Source organism: Acinetobacter cumulans (genome assembly GCF_003024525.3).
GTDB lineage: Bacteria > Pseudomonadota > Gammaproteobacteria > Pseudomonadales > Moraxellaceae > Acinetobacter > Acinetobacter cumulans.
In genome coordinates this window covers 3,073,472-3,094,795 of sequence record NZ_CP035934.2, presented here as the reverse complement: position 1 = coordinate 3,094,795, position 21,324 = coordinate 3,073,472, and the positions used below count along the sequence as shown (strand labels likewise).

The 21,324-nt window shown below is 41.3% G+C and carries 22 protein-coding genes, 1 pseudogene and 1 other annotated feature; of the genes and pseudogenes, 10 read left to right on the top strand and 13 right to left on the bottom strand.

The genetic code is table 11. The features are described 5' to 3' along the window. Positions 1–45: 45 nt before the first annotated feature. The 4 genes from murI to C9E88_RS14545 all read left to right on the top strand — a co-directional run bounded on the left by murI (position 46) and on the right by C9E88_RS14545 (position 3,818). On the top strand, positions 46–918 hold the full coding sequence (murI, locus tag C9E88_RS14560; protein ID WP_106986532.1) for a glutamate racemase: 873 nt from the start codon (positions 46–48) through the stop codon (positions 916–918). A 131-nt stretch (positions 919–1,049) separates the two neighbouring features. After that, positions 1,050–2,078 carry a DUF4062 domain-containing protein gene (locus C9E88_RS14555; protein ID WP_106986531.1) on the top strand — a complete coding sequence of 343 codons (1,029 nt, stop codon included), beginning with the start codon at positions 1,050–1,052 and terminating at the stop codon, positions 2,076–2,078. Positions 2,079–2,141: 63 nt separating this feature from the next. Then, entirely contained in the window at positions 2,142–3,155 is a 1,014-nt protein-coding gene (gene hemH / locus C9E88_RS14550; protein ID WP_106986530.1) for a ferrochelatase, read from the top strand. Between the two features lie 18 nt (positions 3,156–3,173). Further along, on the top strand, positions 3,174–3,818 hold the full coding sequence (locus tag C9E88_RS14545) for an MBL fold metallo-hydrolase (RefSeq protein ID WP_106986529.1): 645 nt from the start codon (positions 3,174–3,176) through the stop codon (positions 3,816–3,818). A 723-nt stretch (positions 3,819–4,541) separates the two neighbouring features. Here C9E88_RS14545 and C9E88_RS14540 read toward each other — a convergent pair. Beyond that, positions 4,542–4,715, bottom strand: a complete 174-nt coding sequence (locus C9E88_RS14540) for a DNA gyrase inhibitor YacG (protein WP_106986528.1) — start codon at positions 4,713–4,715, stop codon at positions 4,542–4,544. A gap of 85 nt (positions 4,716–4,800) precedes the next feature. On the opposite strand from C9E88_RS14540, the gene C9E88_RS14535 reads away from it, so the two are divergent. Beyond that, positions 4,801–5,457 carry a class I SAM-dependent methyltransferase gene (locus tag C9E88_RS14535; RefSeq protein WP_171356310.1) on the top strand — a complete coding sequence of 219 codons (657 nt, stop codon included), beginning with the start codon at positions 4,801–4,803 and terminating at the stop codon, positions 5,455–5,457. Continuing rightward, the gene (locus tag C9E88_RS14530; protein ID WP_106986526.1) at positions 5,457–6,656 is read left to right on the top strand and encodes a TIGR03862 family flavoprotein; all 1,200 of its coding nucleotides are present in this window, start codon (positions 5,457–5,459) and stop codon (positions 6,654–6,656) included. Before C9E88_RS14535 ends, C9E88_RS14530 begins: the two co-directional genes overlap by 1 nt. A 67-nt stretch (positions 6,657–6,723) precedes the next feature. On the opposite strand, the gene C9E88_RS14525 is transcribed toward C9E88_RS14530, so the two are convergent. Further along, on the bottom strand, positions 6,724–7,326 hold the full coding sequence (locus C9E88_RS14525; RefSeq protein ID WP_106986525.1) for a hypothetical protein: 603 nt from the start codon (positions 7,324–7,326) through the stop codon (positions 6,724–6,726). Between the two features lie 8 nt (positions 7,327–7,334). Then, positions 7,335–8,111: a class I SAM-dependent methyltransferase gene (locus C9E88_RS14520; RefSeq protein WP_106986524.1), complete on the bottom strand. Its 777-nt coding sequence runs from the start codon at positions 8,109–8,111 to the stop codon at positions 7,335–7,337. A gap of 123 nt (positions 8,112–8,234) precedes the next feature. Here C9E88_RS14520 and C9E88_RS14515 point away from each other — a divergent pair, with 123 nt between their 5' ends. The 3 genes from C9E88_RS14515 (at position 8,235) to C9E88_RS14505 (ending at position 10,897) form a co-directional block, all read left to right on the top strand. Then, a complete protein-coding gene (locus C9E88_RS14515; protein ID WP_106986523.1) occupies positions 8,235–9,509 on the top strand; it encodes a hypothetical protein in 1,275 nt (424 codons plus the stop codon). A gap of 112 nt (positions 9,510–9,621) precedes the next feature. Next, positions 9,622–9,828 (top strand): hypothetical protein, encoded by a 207-nt coding sequence (locus C9E88_RS14510; RefSeq protein WP_130125648.1) that lies wholly within the window; start codon positions 9,622–9,624, stop codon positions 9,826–9,828. Between the two features lie 115 nt (positions 9,829–9,943). Next, the gene (locus C9E88_RS14505; protein WP_106986521.1) at positions 9,944–10,897 is read left to right on the top strand and encodes a 2-hydroxyacid dehydrogenase; all 954 of its coding nucleotides are present in this window, start codon (positions 9,944–9,946) and stop codon (positions 10,895–10,897) included. Between the two features lie 78 nt (positions 10,898–10,975). Here the strand turns inward: C9E88_RS14505 and C9E88_RS14500 are convergent, their stop codons facing one another. The 3 genes from C9E88_RS14500 to C9E88_RS14490 all read right to left on the bottom strand — a co-directional run bounded on the left by C9E88_RS14500 (position 10,976) and on the right by C9E88_RS14490 (position 12,927). After that, a complete protein-coding gene (locus C9E88_RS14500; protein ID WP_106986520.1) occupies positions 10,976–11,497 on the bottom strand; it encodes a hypothetical protein in 522 nt (173 codons plus the stop codon). Positions 11,498–11,708: 211 nt separating this feature from the next. After that, positions 11,709–12,257: a hypothetical protein gene (locus C9E88_RS14495; protein WP_106986519.1), complete on the bottom strand. Its 549-nt coding sequence runs from the start codon at positions 12,255–12,257 to the stop codon at positions 11,709–11,711. Positions 12,258–12,537: 280 nt separating this feature from the next. Further along, positions 12,538–12,927: a hypothetical protein gene (locus C9E88_RS14490; RefSeq protein WP_106986518.1), complete on the bottom strand. Its 390-nt coding sequence runs from the start codon at positions 12,925–12,927 to the stop codon at positions 12,538–12,540. A 554-nt stretch (positions 12,928–13,481) separates the two neighbouring features. Between C9E88_RS14490 and C9E88_RS14485 the strand changes: the two genes are divergently transcribed. After that, the gene (locus C9E88_RS14485; RefSeq protein ID WP_106986517.1) at positions 13,482–13,910 is read left to right on the top strand and encodes a hypothetical protein; all 429 of its coding nucleotides are present in this window, start codon (positions 13,482–13,484) and stop codon (positions 13,908–13,910) included. Positions 13,911–14,074: 164 nt separating this feature from the next. On the opposite strand, the gene C9E88_RS14480 is transcribed toward C9E88_RS14485, so the two are convergent. The 7 genes and pseudogenes from C9E88_RS14480 to C9E88_RS14450 all read right to left on the bottom strand — a co-directional run bounded on the left by C9E88_RS14480 (position 14,075) and on the right by C9E88_RS14450 (position 21,196). Next, a complete protein-coding gene (locus C9E88_RS14480) occupies positions 14,075–14,404 on the bottom strand; it encodes a hypothetical protein (RefSeq protein WP_227865814.1) in 330 nt (109 codons plus the stop codon). 208 nt (positions 14,405–14,612) lie between these two features. After that, positions 14,613–15,011 carry a hypothetical protein gene (locus C9E88_RS14475; protein ID WP_106986515.1) on the bottom strand — a complete coding sequence of 133 codons (399 nt, stop codon included), beginning with the start codon at positions 15,009–15,011 and terminating at the stop codon, positions 14,613–14,615. 182 nt (positions 15,012–15,193) lie between these two features. Beyond that, positions 15,194–17,263 (bottom strand): glycine--tRNA ligase subunit beta, encoded by a 2,070-nt coding sequence (glyS, locus tag C9E88_RS14470; protein ID WP_106986514.1) that lies wholly within the window; start codon positions 17,261–17,263, stop codon positions 15,194–15,196. Next, positions 17,263–18,240, bottom strand: a complete 978-nt coding sequence (glyQ, locus tag C9E88_RS14465) for a glycine--tRNA ligase subunit alpha (RefSeq protein ID WP_106986536.1) — start codon at positions 18,238–18,240, stop codon at positions 17,263–17,265. The genes glyS and glyQ overlap by 1 nt, the downstream gene beginning before the upstream one ends. An 88-nt stretch (positions 18,241–18,328) precedes the next feature. Further along, a complete protein-coding gene (locus C9E88_RS14460; protein ID WP_137287910.1) occupies positions 18,329–19,093 on the bottom strand; it encodes a hypothetical protein in 765 nt (254 codons plus the stop codon). A 58-nt stretch (positions 19,094–19,151) separates the two neighbouring features. Further along, a pseudogene (locus C9E88_RS14455) lies at positions 19,152–20,385 on the bottom strand (IS3 family transposase). Continuing rightward, positions 19,994–20,110 (bottom strand) — a sequence feature (AL1L pseudoknot). It overlaps the preceding pseudogene by 117 nt. Continuing rightward, positions 20,360–21,196, bottom strand: coding sequence for an SIR2 family protein (locus C9E88_RS14450; protein ID WP_137287911.1), 837 nt, complete (start codon positions 21,194–21,196; stop codon positions 20,360–20,362). Before C9E88_RS14450 ends, C9E88_RS14455 begins: the two are co-directional and overlap by 26 nt. Positions 21,197–21,324: the final 128 nt, after the last annotated feature.

The window sequence follows — 21,324 nt, the reverse complement described above, 5'->3', positions numbered from 1 at the left end:
GGTTTAAGCTTTCTGAATCGAATACGTCAATTTTAACTCTGTACTATGAGCGCGATACATCCTCTATACCCACTCCATGATCCAATGCCAAAAGCTGGGGCAGATGCACCGATTGGAATCTTTGATTCGGGCATTGGTGGGCTCTCCATTGCACAAGAAATTGCACGTTATTTACCCAAAGAACGCATTGTGTATTATGCCGACACAGCACATGTGCCATACGGCCCACGTGAAGATCAAAATATTCGTGAACTTACCGCGCATGCTATTGAGTGGTTATATCGTCAAGGCTGTAAAATTGCAGTGGTGGCTTGCAACACTGCTTCTGCATTTAGTCTGGATTATTTACGTGAGCATTATGGTGAAAACTTTCCGATCATTGGTTTAGTTCCAGCCCTTAAGCCTGCAGTATTACAAAGCAAATCAAAAAAAGTTGCGGTTCTTGCAACACCAGCGACCTTTCGTGGTCAATTAATCAAAGATGTGATGACTCGCTTTGCCGAACCTGCACAGGTTGAGGTGCTCACGATTACGTGCTTAGACCTCGTGCCTTTTGTTGAGGCCGGTGCTCAGATGAGTGAGGCATGTTTGGTGACGCTTAAAGAGGTGTTACAACCTGCTGTTGATCAAAATGTCGACTATTTGGTTTTAGGTTGTACGCACTATCCTTTCTTAAAAGACGCAATTCAGCATATTTTTGGTCAGAAAATGACATTAATTGACTCAGGAACTGCCGTTGCGCGACAAACAGCCCGAATTTTAATTAAAAATGAGTTATTATTTGAACATGATGGGCAGCCAGAGCATGTGCGCATTGAATGTTATGTCAGTGGGCAAAATGCAGATCATTTAAAACCAATTCTGAGTCATCTTATTGCACCTGATTTGACTTGGAGCATTAAAAATATTGGTATTTAATGATCAAATAACTTAAGTTAGTCTTTTGAATTAATTAATTAAAAATTATTTTATATGGGGTAGTCATATCGCAGAACATGTTGTGACCTTAGTCACAGTAGCTGTAATGTGCACTTGGAAGAGGATAACCAATGCTCGATAAGCGTTATCAAGTATTTATTTCTACGTCTGGTAGCGAAATGCAACCTGAACGCATGATTTTAGCTCAGACTCTTGTGGGAATGGGCTTTTTCTCCTGGGGCTTAGAGCAACGGACACCATTGAGTACTGCATTTGCACGTCGCCAAATTGATGACTGTGATTATGTGATTATCTTATTGGGAAGCTCTTATGGTGAGCAGTCGGTATCAGGTGTAGGATATATGCATCTTGAGTACATTTATGCAGTGACCAAGCAAAAGCCAATTATTGTATTTATGCACGATGAGCCATCTTCACGTGATCATGCGCTACAAGATCAGAAGCCAGAATTAGCCGAAAAATTCAAAGAATTTCGTCAGCTTTTGCAAAATGAAGTAGATCAAATTTTTACGTACCGTAGTCTGCGTGACTTGGAAATGGCAGTGCGTTTAAATATGTCACAAATGTTGGAGCGTTACCCTGCGGTGGGTTGGGTGCGTCCACAGAATACTCAAGTATTGCAAGATGAAATTGATGCTTTAAAAGATAAAATCCAACAATTGGAAACGGATGCAGGCAAGCGAGAAGTCGATCCATTTTTAACTTTACCAAAAGTGTCGATGCATGAAGTTTTTGCATTTGAATATCGCATGCATGCCTACCAAGACGGTAATTTTAAAGAATTAAAAATTCAGAAAAAATTAACCTGGGCACAAATGCTGAGTATTTTGGGCACTACATTTATGAATCCAACGCCGGAAGAGTATTTTTCCAAGCGTATGAATGAATATTTAAATGAAAATGGCTTGTCGGATGCGCGTATAGAAATGCCTCGTGCACATGCAGTTGCGCGTGCACAAATTAATATTCGTGCTTTGCACAGTATCAAAATGCAAATGCGACAAAATGAGTGGATTGTGCAATCTGGTCGCGATGACCGCCAACGCATGCTTTGGCAAGTCACGTCGAAGGCCACGAAATTGTTGGAAAGTAATTTATTAGATTCTGATCGAACTTTTCAATTTAAATCTTTAAATTAATCTACTTAATAAATTGATTTAAAACTGATACAGTAGGCTGGTCTAATTCATAGGAATAGCGTGATGTCTTCTGCGCCGAAAGCAAAAGTGACGGTGATTTTAGCCAATTTAGGCACACCTGATGCACCGACTGTGCCAGCAGTCCGTGCATTTCTAAAACAGTTCCTGTCTGATCAGCGTGTCATTGAAATCCCCAAACCCATTTGGCAGCTGATCCTACGCTTATTTATTTTGCCTTTCCGTCCTAAGCGTGTAGCACATGCCTACGCTTCTGTGTGGCAGCAAGACTCTCCGATGCGGGAAATTTTGTTCGAGCAGGTACAAGCAGTTCAGCAGCATCTGACAGCGCAATACCCTGAGTTTGACTTGCAGGTTGTTCCTGCCATGACCTATGGCAATCCAGGTATTCAGCAGACGCTGGCGCAGCTGAGCGAACAGCAGCCAGATCATGTCATTTTATTCCCGCTTTTTCCGCAATATTCAGCGACTTCAACGGCGCCTTTATATGACGCTTTTGCGAAATGGATCCCGCAGCAACGCAACTTACCGGGCATTTCAATTATCCGTGATTATTACCAGCATCCGCTCTTTATCCAAGCTTTGGCACAAAGTGTTCGAGACTATCAGGCGGTACATGGTCAGCCCGAAAAGCTTTTGATGTCCTTTCATGGAATACCGCAACCTTATGCAGATAAGGGGGATCCCTATGCTGATCGTTGTCGCGTGAGCGCTCAATTGCTTGCGAACGCATTGGATTTACAAGAGGATCAGTGGGCTATCAGCTTCCAATCACGCTTTGGTAAGCAGGAGTGGGTGAAGCCTTATACCGATGCTTTACTGGCTGAATGGGCTAAGCAAGGTGTGAAGTCTGTACAGGTGCTCAGTCCTGCTTTTTCGGCGGACTGTTTAGAGACTTTAGAAGAGTTGGCGATTGAAAATGCGACGTTATTCCGTGAAGCAGGTGGTGGTTCTTATGCCTATATTCCAGCTTTGAATAATCGTGCTGATCATTTGCAATTGCTCAATAGTTTGCTTCAAGCTAATCTTGATGCTTTAAAACATACTTTAGCGCATTGATTTTTGAGGTCTCGCCCCATGCTCCAAGTAAAAATTGTGCCAGTCACAACATTTCAGCAAAATTGTTCCATTGTTTGGGATTCGGTTAGCAAAGAGGCCATTTTAATTGATGCTGGTGGTGAACCAGATAAGTTAAAAGCTGAAGTTGAAGCTTTGGGCTTGAAGGTCCAAGCATTATGGTTAACGCATGGACATTTGGACCATGCAGGTGCAGTAGGTACGCTACAAAAAGTGTGGGATGTGCCTGTGATTGGGCCTCATAAAGAAGACGCATTTTGGTTAGATATGATTCAGGAAGTGTCGGCAAAGTATGGTTTCCCAATTCCTGAAAAAGTTGAGGTAACGACTTGGCTGGAAGGTGGCGAAGTGCTTCAACTAGGCACTGAAAAATTTGAAGTGCGCTTTGCACCAGGGCATACACCAGGTCATGTCATGTTTTACAATGCACAGTATGGTCTACTGTGGACAGGTGATGTGCTGTTTAAAGGTTCGATCGGCCGTACAGATTTCCCACGTGGCAATCACCAGCAATTGCTAGATTCTATTCAACGTGAATGTTTTAGCTTACCAGATGAAACCCAATTTATTTCTGGGCATGGTCCAATCAGTAGCATTGGCTTTGAAAAGCAACACAATCCTTTTGTGGCAAGTAAAGCTGGCTAAATACTAAGGACTGGAGCTTCGGCTTCAGTCCTTACTAAAAGGATTGCTATATTCCTTTTTAACTTCTAGATACATCAGACCAGAAGCTGTACCCATTAATAGTCCCATCAGTAAAAAGATGAGGTCTGAGTTATGTATTCCAATAATTAAACAACCCACACTAGATAAGACAAATATCGCCATAATGGCGCACATCAATTTCGTTTTCATAAGCAACAGCTCTCCCCAAAGCGTTCTTTTTTTGTTTTGAAGCCATTTCAACAGGTTTGTTTGAGTTGCCTATAAAGATGGCCCACATCTACTAAGTGTAAAATTTATGTACACTTGAAACATGAATACAGGCTGTGTATTCATGACTATTTATAATCTGTATTAATGACAATATTCTTAATTAAATCTTAAAAAAAAGATAGAGGTGAAAATAAAAATACTTAACGCTAAGTGATTGACAAAAAAGTCATTTTTCACTAAAAAATTACCATGTATGACATTCACATATCTATGAGAAGTCAAAGCTAACAAGCGCAAATTTTTACTGATATTTTCATAGGTAGCTTAAGAAGGTTAAAAGTATATTGGTTGATGAAATGGTATAAGCGCTTGGCGGTTTTGTGACTTGTTATGTATGGTAGGAATGCTACTTATTTAAGTAGGTTTGGAGTTGAAGAGAGGAAGAAAGTCCCCTCTATAAAAGACCTAACAACATTGTGATACTGTCTTATGTTATTCCTCGGAACCATCTGCTTGAGGCGCATCTTGGGTGGGTAAGGTGTATTCTTCATTGGCCCAAGCTCCAAAATCAATTAATTTGCAACGCTCTGAGCAAAATGGGCGGTAAATATTATTTTCCCAAACAGTGAGTTCGCCACAACGTGGGCAGTTCAGAGAAGTGGGCATAGTGGCGACTCCAAGCAGAGCAAATGATTCAATTAGGCAAAAACCGCGACACTTGTTAGACTTGTACGGTTTTTATTAGTTTGATCTGATTATGCCGATTCGTCAATTTCAAGCGCAGCGCATGCATGCACCTCGTGATTTCCAAGCTATTGCCAATCAACCGATTTGTGTGGAAATTGGTGCCGGCAAAGGGAAACACGCGTTATTGTTTAGTGCATCCAACCCGGATAAGCAACTAATTGCTGTGGAACGTACACGTGAAAAATTTATTGCGATGCAAAAGCAACATGGCATAGAAGGTCAAAAAAATTTACAAGCGATTCATGCGGATGCCTTGCCTTGGGTGGTTCATGCATTATTTCCTGCACAAGTGCAGCAATTTTTTATTTTATATCCGAACCCAGAGCCACATAATCCAGCACAGCGCTGGTTAAATATGCCTTTTTTTGAGTTTTTACTGTCACGTTTAGAGGTGGGCGGTACGATTACTTTGGCCAGTAATATTCCTGAATATATTGCTGAAGCGCAGCAGCAGTTGATTGATGTGTGGAAGTTGCCTTTTGTTAAAGAAGTTATCGCTGCTGATTCGGCTCGTACACACTTTGAAATTAAATACTTAGAGCGTGGTGAGTTGTGTCAGCAATTGATTATTAGCAAGCCTGCATCTTATCAAACGCGTTTTGATGACTTTCAGCCTTTGCAGGGTCAGACTGCAAGCACAACGCAGAATGAAGCAGAATGATGAAACAGCGTGTTGCCATTATTGGCGCTGGCCCAGCAGGTTTAATGGCTGCTGAAGTTCTGAGCCAATATGCTTATGAGGTGCATGTCTATGAACAGAAGCCATCGGCTGCCCGTAAGTTTTTAATGGCAGGCAAGACGGGTTTAAATATTTCACATGCAGAACCTGTAGCCCAATTTATTCAGCGTTATGACCAAGCAGAATGGCTTGCACCTTGGGTGCGGCAGTGGGATGCCAATTGGATTCAAGATTGGATGAAGGGGCTTGGGATCGAATCATATATTGGCTCTTCAGGTCGTGTGTTTCCCATTGAAATGAAAGCTGCGCCTTTGTTGCGCGCATGGCTAAAGCGTCTCGTGGAGCATGGTGTAAGCTTTCATTATCGCCATCAAGTGACAGCCTTAGAGGCTCAAGATTTAACGGTACTGGATTTAAAACAGAACGAAACACGGACTGAAACTTTTGATGCAATGGTTTTAGCTTGTGGTGCTGTGTCGTGGTCGCAACTCGGAAGTGATGGTGCATGGCAATCTTGGTTACAAGCCGACAGTATTGAACCCTTTCAAGCCAGTAATGCAGGCGTAGAGCGGGCGTGGTCGCAATATATGCAACCAGTGTTTGGCCAACCCTTAAAGCGTGTAGAGGCTTGGGTGGGTGCAGGCGAGCGTACGATGGGTGATATTGTGATCAGTCATTATGGTTTAGAGAGTGGTCTGATTTATAAACAAGGTCGAGCTTTAAGGGCGATGCTTAAAGCGACTCAAGGCATGACACTTTATTTGGATTTAATGCCAGAAGTGTCGGTGCAACAATTGGCGCAAAAACTGCAGCCCAATAAAAAGCAGTCACAAAGTAATGTGTGGCGCAAAGCTAGCCTAGACAGTGCTAAAGCTGCATTGGTTCGTGAGTTAGTGCCTAAGGCACTTTGGTCACAGCCAGAAGCATTGGCACAGCAGATTAAAGCTTTATGTATTCCATTAACAGGTTTTCGTCCTATCGCTGAGGCGATTAGCTGTGCGGGTGGTGTGAAGCGCGAAGCACTCTCTGAACAGTTACAACTCAAGCAGCAGTCTGGCTTATTTTGTGCAGGTGAAATGTTAGATTGGGACGCGCCAACTGGGGGCTATTTGCTTACGGCTTGTTTCGCGACGGGTCGCGCGGCAGGTGAAGGCGTACACGCCTATTTGCATCAAGACTGATGTGGCTTTAAGTTGACTTATAACTGAGTAAAAAAGGGTTCATGTAGAACCCTTTTTGTGTTCTAGATTAAGGAGCTGATGTGGCAACATCACTCGCAGCTTGTGTATTGAGTTGTGCCAGTTCTGGGTATTGAGCTTGCCAGTGATCAAGCTGCTCTTGTGCATGAATAAACTGGCCTAAACCTTTGACATGGGCACTCGAAACCGCATTTTCGTCTTTGTTAGTTACCTGTGCTTCAGCCAATTGAAGTTGTTGTTGCTGATTCCAATATTGATACATCAAGCCTTGGATATAGCGACCTTGTTCGGTTTTAAGGTCTAATTCCTTAAGCATGCTTAAGGCCGATTGAATATTGTCACGTTTGCGTTCGGCAGCAAATTCGGGACTGAGCGAGCCACTTTCTTTCATCTGCATCAGCTCATCTTCCATCTCATCACTGACTGCGGTAAAGCGTTGGTCATAGTCTCGTAGTGCGCGAATATCATCTGGATCTTGTGCGGTTTTAGCAAAACTTTTGACCGGCTCAGAAGCCAGCTCTTTCATAATACGATCGTCAGCGCTCGTCTCTGCTTCTGGTTGCTGAGCTGTCTTTTTTTGTTCGCAACCGTGCATGAAAAATGTCGTACCTAAGAGTACAGGTATCGCCAAAAATTTAACCATGTAATGCATAACTCGCCCTAATCATTTTTTTTAAAGACATACACATGTGTGGTGTATGGAAAATCAATTTCATCTTGTACTTGCTTGCCTGTGTAGTCATACACAATGTGTTCAAAGCGTTGTTTTAAACCTTGTTGCTCGGCATCAGGCAAAGCGGCAATAAAGCTGGTCGACAATAAGCGCTTGGAGACAACCTGTTCTACTGTACCATGATGTAATTGGCGAAAGGTGGTTTGATCTTGTAAGTGGAAATAGGCTTGCTGTGAAAATACTTTTTGCCACTGCCCACTATGGTAACGCGGGGTATCGCCTTCAAGTGGAAAGATTTCATCTGCCAGTGCTTTGACCCAATCAACCTCAATATCACGTTGATTCCAAATGAGCACCAAATGACCATGACTTTGCAACACGCGATGCAGTTCAGCTAAAGTATCGTGCGTGGCGAACCAATGAAATGATTGTGCACAAAACACAGCACGTACAGACTGATCAGTTATAGGCAATTGATCACTCATGGCTTGTAGCGTCTGAACATCAGGATGAGCAAGATGCAATTGCGTGAGCATTGCTTCTACAGGGTCGACAGCGAATATCTGCGTGCTTATGGTCTTTAGGTAGGGGAGAAATTTTCCCGTACCTGCACCGAGGTCCAGTAAAAGATCATTGGTATGTAGCCCAAGCGTCGCTTTTAGCCATGCGCTAATGGCTTTAGGATAATCTGGACGGACATTTTGGTAGAGGCTCGCGCCTGCACCGAAGCCTTTTTCTGCAGCAGGATGGAGTGATTGTGTCATATTCTGCACTTTTTAATCCTTATCACCGTTATAAAATAGCATACTCTTATGCGGGCGAGTTTTTGCCAGCAGATTGCAACTTGGTGACATCAGCAAAAAAAGGATTTTTTAAACAGGACAACGATGGATAAAGAGATTATTTTTGAAGATGACCAAATACGGGTTATTTTTTTAAAAGGCACTTCAAATGAATTGGTGTTCTCATTTGGCGATTTGATTACACGTGCCAAGGGCAATAGCATCAATGCAGAAAAGTCATTGCATAAATATGATTTTAATGTGATTGGTATTATGCCTAAGCAGAAATCATGGTTTCCTGAACAGTCTATGTTGGCCATGTTTGAGCAGATTCAAAGCTGGATCGCACCGTTTGCGACCCGCATTGCTTATGGCGGTTCAATGGGTGGCTATGCTGCGATTAAATATTCTAACTTGCTGAATGTTCAACGTGTGGTGGCCATGGTGCCACAATTCTCGATTGATCCGACAGATGTTGAAGATCCACGCTATAACATGTTTTATCAGCCAGAGCTGAATAGCAACATGCGCGTACAGTTGGGTGATGTAGCGCCATCGCGTGAATACATCATTATTTATGATCCTTACTATGCAGCAGATCGTGCCCATGTGGAATGCTTAAAGCCACTGTTACCAAGTGCAAAATACTTACATTTGCCTTATACCAATCATGATGCAATTGCGGTGTTAGCAAGTTCGGCATTGGTCCATGACCTAATTCGCCATCCTTTTGATGCAGGTTATTTTTACCAAAGCATGCGTAAGGTGAAAAAGAACAGTAAGTTCTATTACCGTAAAGTGATTGAAACCTTATTGCCACGTCATCCGATCGCTTTGGGTAAAATTTTAAAAAATAATGACTTAATGTTAGATGGTCAGTTTTTTGATGCCAAGCAGAAACAAGTGATCTTGCGTGAATTACTGCGCAACAAGCAAGTCGACCAGCAAGACCTCAGTAAGCTGGGTATTGAAGTGACCATGCCACAAGAAAAGCGTAGTATTTTGCGCGACCGCTTTGGGCACGGTTTGGTCTTTAATGTCATTAGCCAAAAGCTCGAAAGTTATGCTGCCAGCGCCATCGCTTTAAATCATAAATTTCTGATTCCAGTTTATGCCAAAGGCAATGGCCTCGTGCAAATTGTGTGGAATGATCAAGCATTGATTGTGGTGATGAATGATCGGCAGATGATGAAACTGATTCGTACAGAAGAAGCTGTACCAGTAGGACATCATCCATTGCTGATGAAGAAATACAGTGACTATTACGCATTGGCGTATAAAGCGCAGTATTTGAGTACAGACGAATTTGGTGCAACCAGCATGGCTGAAGATTTACATAGTGACGGCCAATTTGTAGCACAACCTGAAGGACAGATCTAAGACCTTGGCAGGGAGAGACTTGCTTTTTTAATTTGGAATGCTATGGTTGAAATATAGGCAATAGATGGACGGCCTATCGACCAAGGATGAAATTAAAAGCGAGGAAAGCAGTATGCAATCTCCACTGATGCTTGCTGTATGTTGTTCATTGCTCAGCATGAGCTATTCACCGATGATCTATGCTGAGGACTTAGTTCAAGCAGAATCTTCAGCCACGGTTTTGACCGTAGCTCTCATGATTATGTTGGCTTTAAGTGTTTATGTGGTCATTCGGATTCGAAGCACGATCCGTTATCATCTAGATAAACCCGCTAAATAGCGGGTTTTTTTTGTATGTTAAAGCGATGTGTTTTTCTTGAATCTTCACGCGTTGTTAGATTAAATGCAAAACAGCCCATTTTATGCATTAACCCCATCTCATTTAAGGAAAGCACATGAAGGCGGTATATTTAGATTACGCATCTTTAGATAAAGACGACTTAGATTTTAGTGCGCTACATGCGGTCTTTGATGATTTACAGCTGTATGAACGTACCAGTGCTGAGCAGTTGTTATCGCGTGTGCAAAATGTGGATGTGATTATTAGCAACAAAGTAGTGATTGATGCGCAAACCATGCAGCAATGTCCTAATTTAAAACTGATTCTAATTTCTGCGACAGGTACCAATAACATTGATTTGGTGCAAGCGACGCAGCAAGGCATTAGTGTTTGCAATTGCCAAGGCTATGGTACGGCAGCTGTTGCACAGCACACCCTTATGCTGATGCTAAATTTGGCCACTTCTTTCCGTCAGTATGACCGAGCTGTGCAGCAAGGCGAATGGAACAAAGCCAACCAATTTTGTTTGCTGGATTATCCAATCATTGAGCTGTCAGGCAAAACCTTAGGCATTGTGGGTTATGGTGAATTGGGGCAGGCCGTGGCGAATTTAGCCCGTGCATTTGGCATGCAGATTCAAATTGCAGCCTTGCCAAACCGTCCAGCTGGCCCTGTGCGTATAGCGTTTGCAGAAATGCTGCCGCAAGTGGACTTTTTGAGCTTACATTGTCCGTTAACGGAAGATACCCGCGATTTAATTGATGCGGATGCTTTGTCCAAAATGAAAGCCAGCGCCTTTGTGATTAACTGCGCCCGTGGTGGTGTGGTCAATGAAAGCGCTTTAGCCGAAGCGCTGAAGGCTGGAACAATTGCAGGCGCTGCTACAGATGTACTGACGGTTGAGCCACCTAAAGCAGGTAATGTGCTGCTGGATGCCTCTATACCTAATTTAATCATTACCCCGCATAGCGCATGGGGCAGCGTGGATGCACGTCAGCGTATTGTGCAGCAGATGGTGGAAAATACAGAAGCATTTAAGGCTGGTCAGCCGATCCGTAAAGTGAATTAATGTATTTAGAAATCTAAAAATAGCTATAAAAAAGCCCATCGTGTGATGGGCTTTTATTTGCGTGTAGACAACACTGGCTTATAAATCGGTGACTGCATAAGACGTAGTTGATGAGCCTGAGTTGGTTACAGATTGGCTTTGCTGCTGTGGGTTTATGGTGTTACTACGATTACTATTGTTAGATGGCTCACTTAAAGGCTGCTGTTCAATGGGTGCAGACTGCTGCGGTTTGGCGCCTAGGGCTTCTTTGGTTTCTTGAATTTTGGTATTGGCTGTTTGCGCCGCTTGCGTTGCGCCTTCATCCACTTTGTGTACTGTACCAGATGCTAAGTTTTTGGTGTTGTCCCATGCTTGATCAACGGACGGTTTAACCTTTGCGACACCGCGCTCGGTCATTTCACCGACATTTTTGGCCGCGCCAATCACGCCTTCTTGGGCTTTATAGGCCCAAACATGAAAGATGTTTGGATTTTTGCCATAAGGTTGAATCAGTTTTTGGTTTTGCTGTTCTGTTTGCGGTGCAGTTTCTGCTGTTTGCGCCAATAGTAATGGAGATGCCAGCAGTAAAGTTACACCTACTGCGGTTTTTAATAATTTCATGTGGCAGTAAACCTCAACGTGTATTCATCTTAAAGGGTCTTAACGCATTATAAGCAAGCAAAGCGCAATAGGAAGTTTTGAATGCAAAATCTATACAGCAGCGTTTTGGCACGGTGAAAAGTGAAAGCTAAATGTGTTGTGCAATAAAAACAAAGCCCATCGGAAATGAAGGGCTTTGTTTGAAGCTTGGGAAAATAAGTCTAATACAGGCTTATTTTTTGCTTACTTCAGTTTTTGCAGATGTTTTAATTTCTGCAGAACCGACAGGTGTTTTCACCTGCGCTGAGCCTTCACCGTCAAAGCCTGCGCTGCGTGGTTGATTAATGTGATCTTTCAGCTTTTGGTTTTTGCTTTTTAGATACGATTTGGTTTTTTCGCTTTTATCTGAGGCAAATTTTTTGCTTTGCTCTGTTTTAGATTTTAGCAGATCGTGGCTTTTTTCTGCATCGTCATGCAATGACTGTTTGTGCTCTTCAGCTTTTGCTTCTTGAGTGGCTTTAATTTCAGCGACTTTGTCTTTTGTGGTGTCCCATTTTTCTTGGCTGGCTTCTTTGGTGTGTTCAGCGCCTTGGACGACGGTGTCACCTGTTTTATGCGCAATCGTTTTAATGTCTTGGCCTAGGTTGTTTAACACGCCTGGTGTTTGCGCTTGCACAGCGACGTTAGTGCTGCTGTTTGCAGAAATAGCTGTATTTGCAAATAGGACAGGTGAAGCTACCAGCAGAGCTGCGCCAATTAAGCTGTGTTTTAATAATTTCATTTTTCTATACACCTCATTGTTGTGAGCACTGCGCCGTACGAGGACGGAGTGTGCGATGAGATATTAGATGCAATTTTTTTGAAAATGGCGCTTTTTGATAAAACATACACAGCGTTTTACATGCCAAATACGCTGTAGGAGAAGTTATGGAGGGCTGGTAACAATGCTTGTGAATTGTAAATAAATTACAGATTGTCAGTCTTGAGTGGGGGAGTTTGGGCTGTAGGTGGATAAGGGCATCACTCATACAGATAATGAGTGATGCGGTTTTAACGGAACATTAGTCACATTGTGAAATGGCTTCTTTTGCAAAGTGATGACGTAATGCAAGGAAGTTCTTTTGGACTTCTGGTGCATGTAGGTCAAAGCCTGTTGCTGTGCTGGTGCCATCTTTGGCGAAGGTTGCAGAGCCAGCAGATATAAGCGTTAAGCCTTTAAATGTCCATTGTTCTACCACTTTGCCATTTTCTAACTGACCCGTAAATTCAATCACGCATTTGTCTACTAGCTTGTTGAGCTGTGCTTTGTTGTTGGTGGTATTTGGGTAGACGTCAATATTTGAGACTTCTTGTAATGCACCAGCTTGGATTTGCGGAATTGTTGGAGCAGATGTACAAGCGCTAAGTGCAAGACCCGCAAGACCAGTCAAAATGAGTGCTTTTAGTTTCATAAGGTTCTTTCTTGTTGAGTGTTGTTGTATTTGAGTATAGGGATTTGAGATGAAGATGACTATATTTTTTATATGTTGACAGTGTATAGCATTGAATATAGATAAATAACTGCCTTATGCGAATGTTTAAATAATAAAAAATAGCATCGGATGAAATGGAGAGTTAGGACAAAGCTTGTAGTCTCTTATGTTGTTAGTGTGTCTTTTGACCATGTGTATGGTGTAATCCAATTCAGGTTACTGATCTGGAAATAGGCTTTTGTATTTGGGTTGTACGGGCTCTTTAGTTTACTTGCAATAAGGTGCTTTGATGATCCAAAAAATGAAGAATGATGAAGATTTGTAATTTGAAATACCAAAATGAGCTTTAAACCAGTTTTTAAAATTTCGTCAGTATTTGGATAGGTAGTATCGAGATTTCATCAGAAAAATAGGTTGAGTGGGATGCTTCGTAAATTTTTAGATAAAATATGATGTCATGATTTAAATGCCAATCGTTAGATTAAAGATCATGATTGATCAAAATAATAAGAGTTAATATTACTGAGGCTGGTATGAAAATTATATGGAAGAAAAAGATATTAAAACTATTGGGTTGGGAGTTTCTGTTGCTTGTTGCTTCAAGTTTATTCTTTTTAACCGATTTTTATTATGATTGGTATAACAGCCAACGGGCAGAAGAGGATGTACATAAGGTCATGGCACTCGGACAATATCTGCTTGGTGTTTTGGTATCGAGTGTATTTGGCTTGTGGTTGTTGGGTTTAGTGCGTTCTTTTTTACATTTTTTGGTGGGTTTAATTTTAGTGATTGTGCAGTTGTGGATTAGTCTATTATTTTGTAGTACAGGCACATATGAAATTGAATGGGTCGCTTTAGTAGGTTTTGTTTATTACGTTATTTTAACGGTGCTGCATATTTGGTTAGCTTCACAATGGATGAAAACGTTAACACTACGAAAAATGACTTTGAAAGGGGAATAAGATTTATTTTCAAAACCTAACTTTGTCACTTAAAACGTATGTTAAAAAACCGCATTTAAGCGGTTTTTTAACAGTAATTGGAACTTAGGGCTGAAGCACCTAAATATCCATAACGGCTATAAAAAAATAATAAAGCTCAGCAAGCCTCGTCCTTTTTTGTGTAATTAAATCCCTGGCAAAAAGAACAGTACTACCAAACTACCCAATATCCCGCCTATTATGAGCCAGTCTTTCTTACGCATCTCTGCAATGTTGAGGATAGAAAAATACAAACTTGGGTACAGAATGCCTGCAAAAATGAGTATGCACAGTGGGTTATTAAACAAAAACTCAGAATAACCCGACAACACAAAAATAGCCGTGCTGGATATCCAATACAGCACAGCCAAGATAAATTTATTTATGGCTAATGCACGAACTGAACGGTCAAGGCGACTCAAGGATACTGCAAGTATCACGATAGCAATGATGCCACCCAGAATCGAAATCAACATAAAGAACAGGCCACTCATATCTGGCTTAGTGATGATATGTGGATAGAATTTCACCAGAGCGAAACTAAGTGCTAATAGCAGGGCATGAATTATAAAAAGATACAGATCAGGGCGATAATGACGCGGAACTTTCATATTTGAAATTTATTATTCTTATAAAAAATCCCGCTAGTTTTAGCAGGATTTTAATATATTTAAAATACGTTTTTTATTGCAGGCGTACAAATTTCTCTACACGGTCATTCAAGTCGTATGTCACTTCAAATGCTGCTTTTTTACCATCAAAGGTCGCTTCAGTTGGTGTGGCCACGATTTCCCATAAGCCCAGTGTCGCAACATCGGCTACACCATGGAACAGTGTGCGTCCAACGCGGTTTGCAGTGCTGTAGCCTTGCGTAAAGGAGAATACATCAACACGCTTACCATCCTGCTTAGTTTCACTGGCAATTGGAGAGCCAATTTCAGCTAAAATTGTACTACGTGGCATACCTTGTGCAATGACGGATAGGTCTTTCTTTTTAGGCTGTTTTGAAGCCATAACAGCAGAACATCCCGTTTCTGTAAAAGCCAGTGCAAGCAATAAAGGCACAACCAATAATTTCTTCATTTTTAAATATTCCCCCTTCTAACATTATTGAATATTTTGGAAGGATTATAGAGTAAATAAAGTAAATAAGTTTATGAAATTTAAAATAAAAATTATTTAGAAAGATTTAAGTAAGCTGTAAATAAATATTAAAAGTAATAAAAAACCCGCTCGAAAGCGGGTTTTTTTATTTAATTCAGAACTTAGTGTTGTAACACAGAAATATCAGCCACTTTCGTGAACAGGTCACGAAGCTGAGCAAGCATACGTAAACGGTTTGCTTTTAGGTCAGCATCATCTGCCATGACCATTACACCATCAAAGAACGCATCTACAGGCGCACGAAGTGCAGCAAGTGCAGACAATGCAGCAGTGTAGTCTTTGGCAGCAAATAACGGCTCAACCACAGGTGTGATTTTCGCAAGTTCAGCGAATAATGCTTTCTCAGCATCTTCAACCAAGTTTGCTTCAACCACAGCGCCTTCAGGTGCAGCTTCTTTCGCAAGAATGTTAGCAACACGCTTGTTAGCAGCAGCAAGTGCGGCAGCTTCAGGCAAGTTACGGAAGTGATTTACCGCATTTACACGCTTATCAAAATCAAGTGGTGATTTTGGAGAAAGCGCTTGAACTGCTTGAATCACGTCTACAGCAACGCCTTGGTCTTCATATTTTGCACGGTAACGGCCTTCAAGGAATGCAACAGCATCCGCTAAAGTTTTGTCGTGGTCTTTCAATACATCGCCATAAGCAACAAGTGCAAGTTTGATCAGGTCTTCAATTGAAACGTCTAACTCATTTTCAGTCACTAAACGCAAGATACCAATTGCAGAACGGCGCAGTGCAAACGGGTCTTTAGAACCTGTAGGCGCTTGACCAATCCCGAAAATACCTGTGAGCGTGTCTAAACGGTCAGCAAGGGCAATGGTTGTACCTGTTTTGGTTTTCGGTAAAACGTCACCTGCGAATTTAGGAAGATATTGCTCACCTAAAGACTCAGCAACTTCATCATTTTCGCCTTCAAGACGTGCGTAGTAAGTACCCGCAATACCTTGAAGTTCTGGGAATTCACCCACAAGCTCAGACGTTAAGTCACATTTTGCAAGAAGGGCAGCTTTTTCAGCATCCGCTGGGTTAGCACCCGTAATTGGCGCTAAAGCAACAGCCAATTTCGCAATACGTTCAGACTTATTCCATAGTGTGCCAAGCTCAGCTTGGAAAACCATGTTCGCAAGTTTCTCTTTACGAGATGCAAGCGGTTGCTTTTGGTCTTGTAAGAAGAAGAATTCAGCATCAGACAAACGTGGACGAACAACTTTCTCGTTACCTTCAATAATTTGAGTCGGATCTTTAGACTCAATATTTGAAACAGTAATGAAGTAAGGCTGTAATTTGTTATCAGCATTAACTAAGCAGAAGTACTTTTGGTTGTCCTGCATCGTAGTGATTAATGCTTCTTGAGGAACTGCAAGGAAGCGTTCTTCGAAGCTTGCACGTAGCGCAACAGGCCATTCAACCAATGCTGTTACTTCGTCACGTAAGTCCGCAGGTACAATTGCAATTGCATTCACTTCATCAGCCAAAGCTTTCACTTGACCGTCAATGATTGCTTGACGCTCTTCAAAAGATGCAACGACGTGAGCCGCTTTTAACTTAGGCAAGTATTCTTCAGCATTGGCTAAAGTGATTGCTTCAGGTGCATGGAAACGGTGACCAAAGGTCACGTTGCCTGCTTTGTGGTCTTGAATCGTAGCATCAACAACATCGTTGTCTTTAAGCAACACAACCCATTTTACCGGACGTACGAATTCAGTACGGCTAGCCGCAGAACGCATGCGTTTTGCAATTGGCAGATTGTCCAACGCAGTTTGTAAAATTTGCGGTAAAAGCACATCAAGGCTTTGGCCTTTAACGTCTTTTAAGTAGCAAACTTTTTCAACTTTACCTGCTTGGAAAGTCGAAACTTGCTCAACTGTAATGCCTTGACCGCGCATAAAGCCTTCTAAAGCTTTAGTTGGGTTGCCTTCAGCATCAAAAGCCGCTTGTTTCGCTGGGCCGTCAAAACGTTTTTGTGTATCTGCTTGCGCAGCATCAACATTCACAATTTTAAGCGCTAAACGGCGCGGCGCTGCATAAGCTTCGATAGAATCAAATGCAAGACCCGCATCATTTAAGCCTTTAACTGTTTCAGCTTGCAGTGCATCACGTAATTTTTTAAGGCTTTTTGGTGGAAGTTCTTCACAGCCAAGTTCAAATAAAACAGTATGTTTAGACATTATTTGTTCTCCGCTGCAACAGCTTCTGCTTCAACTTGTGCTTTTAATTGCGCCAATACTTCATCACGTAAGTGCGGTTCAGCCATTGGGAAACCAAGTTCCGCACGTGCTGCCACGTAGCTAGTTGCAATTGCACGTGCTAACGAGCGAACACGTAAAATATAACGCTGACGCTCAGTTACAGAAATTGCGCCGCGAGCATCTAACAAGTTAAAGCTATGTGATGCTTTAATCACTTGCTCATATGCAGGAAGTGGCAATTTAGCTTCGATTAAACGTGTTGCTTCAGCTTCGTAGAAGTCGAACAATTCAAACATTTTATCGACTGGCGCATATTCAAAGTTGTAAGTCGATTGCTCAACTTCGTTTTGATGGAATACGTCACCATAGGTCACAGTACCGAACTGGCCTTTGGTCCAAACAAGATCGTAAACTGAGTCTACACCTTGAAGGTACATCGCAAGACGTTCTAAGCCGTAAGTGATTTCGCCTGTAACAGGGTAGCACTCAACACCGCCCACTTGTTGGAAGTAAGTGAACTGAGTCACTTCCATACCGTTCAGCCAAACTTCCCAGCCTAAGCCCCAAGCGCCTAGTGTTGGAGATTCCCAGTTGTCTTCTACGAAACGGATGTCGTGTACAAGCGGGTCAATACCAATTGCTTTAAGCGAGTCTAGGTACAGCTGCTGGATGTTGTCTGGGTTTGGCTTAAGCACAACTTGGAATTGGTAGTAGTGCTGCAAACGGTTCGGGTTTTCACCATAACGGCCATCTTTAGGACGGCGAGACGGTTGAACGTAAGCTGCGTTCCAAGTTTCAGGGCCTAAAGCGCGTAGGAATGTTGCAGTGTGGAATGTACCAGCGCCCATTTCCATGTCGTAAGGCTGAAGGACTACACAGCCTTGTTCAGCCCAGTAGTTTTGTAAGGCAAGAATTAAGCCTTGGAAGGTATCAATATGCGATATGGCGCGACTCATGGTCATCCACTTAAAATTAGATAAAAATTGTGCTCAATTATAAGGATTTTGGGGGTGTGTGGCAAAGGTCTTTTATTTTCTATCAGGATTAAAAATATTGATTACAGAGTTCCTTGAATTTAGGATGCATGAGTAAGTTTTTGAAATCAAAATCTGTTTCGACATCACGGAGTGTGAAATAGCTTTCAGTATCTTTTTGATTCTGTTTAAGTGATGCTTCTAGTAGATTTAAACTTGAGTCGACATTATCTTTTAAAGCTTCTAAACATGCTTGATTGTATAAAATGCGACTGATTATATTGTTAGTATTATTTCGGTATTCATCGGTTGTTTTAAGTTTGTTGAGAGCATTTTCGGCTTCTTGAAGAAAGCTGGGTTCACTGAGCAAATTGTTTTCTTTTTGAATTCGATAAATCGTTAAACAAGTATGACTAAGATTAAGTAAAGCCCAAAAATTATTAGGTTTGCTTTCTAATGCTTCGAGTAAATGCTTTTTCAAAGTAAAAAGATTTTTTAATCTTTCTTGAATGAGATGCTTGTATTGGGATGGTTTAGCACGTTCTTTAAAATTATAGGAACCTTCTAGGTCTAATATTTTAAGAATTTTATAGACAAGGTCGATGTATTTTTGATGTTGTTCGAGCTTTTGTGAATGGTTGATTCTCTCTAGATGATTTTTACAATCATGAATAAATTCTTGATAAAAATTACCTAATTGTTGGTGAGTATTGAATTTTATTTCATCAAGGTATAGTTGGAGTCGTTCACTAGGATCTTCGATAAAACTTAAAGGGCACTCTATATCTTTAGTAATTTGTAAAAATATAGAATCGGCATCAGAACCATAAATCACTTTACACTCTTCATCATTCTGAACCGTACCGGGTTTGTCGGAGACTTTTTTATTTAAGTTAGGCCACCTGACCTAACGGATTAATTTTATCATAGTACATTGCTTCAAAATCAAAAGGTGGCACATAACCTAGTGCACTATGTACACGCTCTTTATTGAACCAATCTACCCAATTTAATGTCGCAAGTTGTACATCCGCTAAACCTTGCCAATCTGCTTTTAAATATTCAATCACCTCTGTTTTGTATAAGCCATTCACTGTTTCAGCCAAAGCATTATCGTATGAATCACCGGTCGTACCGACTGATGCTCGTAAATTTGCTGCTTCTAAACGATTGGTATAACGAATGGAAAGATATTGCACACCTCTGTCACTATGATGAATCACGTTCTTTGGCATGCCTCGATCATGCAATGCTTGCTCCAGTGCATCGAGCACCATGTCTGTATTCATCCGTGTTGATACTTTCCATCCAACAATTGCTCGCGAGAACACATCAATAATAAAGGCGGTATAGACCCAGCCTGAATGAGTTTGAATATACGTGAAGTCACCGACCTGAGAAGCATTGCTTCGCAAGGGTCAGGATAATCAGCAGTAAAATTACGTTTCACTAAATCATCCGCTCTTTTTTGATCATCTCGGCTACGGGTGGTGTATTTATTCTTCCCACGCCAAACACCCTGTATACCTAGCTTCTTCATCAAGCGAACCACTGTACAGCGTGCAATAACATAACCTTCACGTTTCAGTTGTTGCCAAACTTTACGTACACCATATCGACCTGAACTTTCTTTCCAAATTCGTTTAATTTGTTCAGCATGATGCAAATCATGTAGATCTCGCTTTGCTCGATGTTCTGGGTTTTCAGCAATATCTAGTGTTCGATAATAGGTAGAAGCTGAGATCGGTAAAATCCTACAAATCGCCTCAACACCATATAACGCCTTATTGTTATGGATGAAATCCACCATTATTTGTGTGGGCGGTCGAGCTCCGCCTGGGCGAAAAAAGCGGCTGCTTTACGCAGAATTTCATTGGCACGCTTTAATTCTTTGATTTCACGTTCCATTTGCTTCATTTTTTCTTGATCAGAGATCTGTTGTACTTTGATAGGATTTTGCTCATCTAAATGCTTTTGATGCCAAGCACGAAGTGTTTCAGGAGTACAACCAATCTTAGGCGCAATAGCTGTGATCGCAGCCCAATTAGATGGATAGTCTTTTTCAGATTCAATCAATAATTGAACCGCTCTTTCTCTGATTTCAGGGGTATATTTTAATTTGGTCATCGGAACATTCTCTCAGAATACGGAGTCTCCGACAAACCCGGTACGGTTCATTCTCTAAAAATAGATGGCTTTCTTTTTGTAAAACTTGTTCTTTGTATTCGAGCCAATATAGCCAATTGTTGTATGGGCGTAGTTCATTCAGTGCGTCCATCAGTGGATCATTTTCACCACTATAACTAGCCACTATCCATGGTCTTTTACAGCCTGTTGATAGTACAACTTTATTTAAAATAGACTGATGCTGGCTTAATTGAGAAGGGGTATTTCTTTGAACTTGTCCTGCATGTTGACCATTTAAGTAAATAATACAGGGGTCATCAAAAAGTTCAGGATTTATTTGATCGACTGAACCTAGATCATAAATAGCTGGTAGTGGATACATGCCAACCATATAACAAGCATTAATGAGTAATGGGTCAAAGTTAGTGGTCAAAATACGTTTGATATAACCTTGCTTTAATAATTCTGCGATGGTCAGGTGAGCAAAGTTTAGTTTGGCTTTGGGGATGCTCCTTGCTTCATTACCCTGAATATGCCATTGAAAAATCTCTTTACGATGAGCAGGTGATAGTTTACTCATAATATAGTTGTATAGAAGTTGGCTTAAATCCTCTTGAGCCAGTTTTTGCTCTTCGTCAGTAAAATAATTTGGAAAGTTTTCGATCGCGATTTTCATTAGCTTTTGCGCAGGCGGTATGCCAGCAGATACAGAAATGCCTGCTCCGACCAGTAAAATTGCACCACCATCTTCTTTAGCATCTTTTAAAGAGGCTGCTAAGTGTTTTAAAAGTTCTTCGCGCTTTGGGTTCATTATTTTTTTATAAAGTCATATGTTGCTTACTATATTATGGTTAAGTTGATGTTTTTCAAATTTTATTTATATTTTCAAAAATAAATCTAATATTTATAACATATAAAATAAATACATCTTTTAATGAA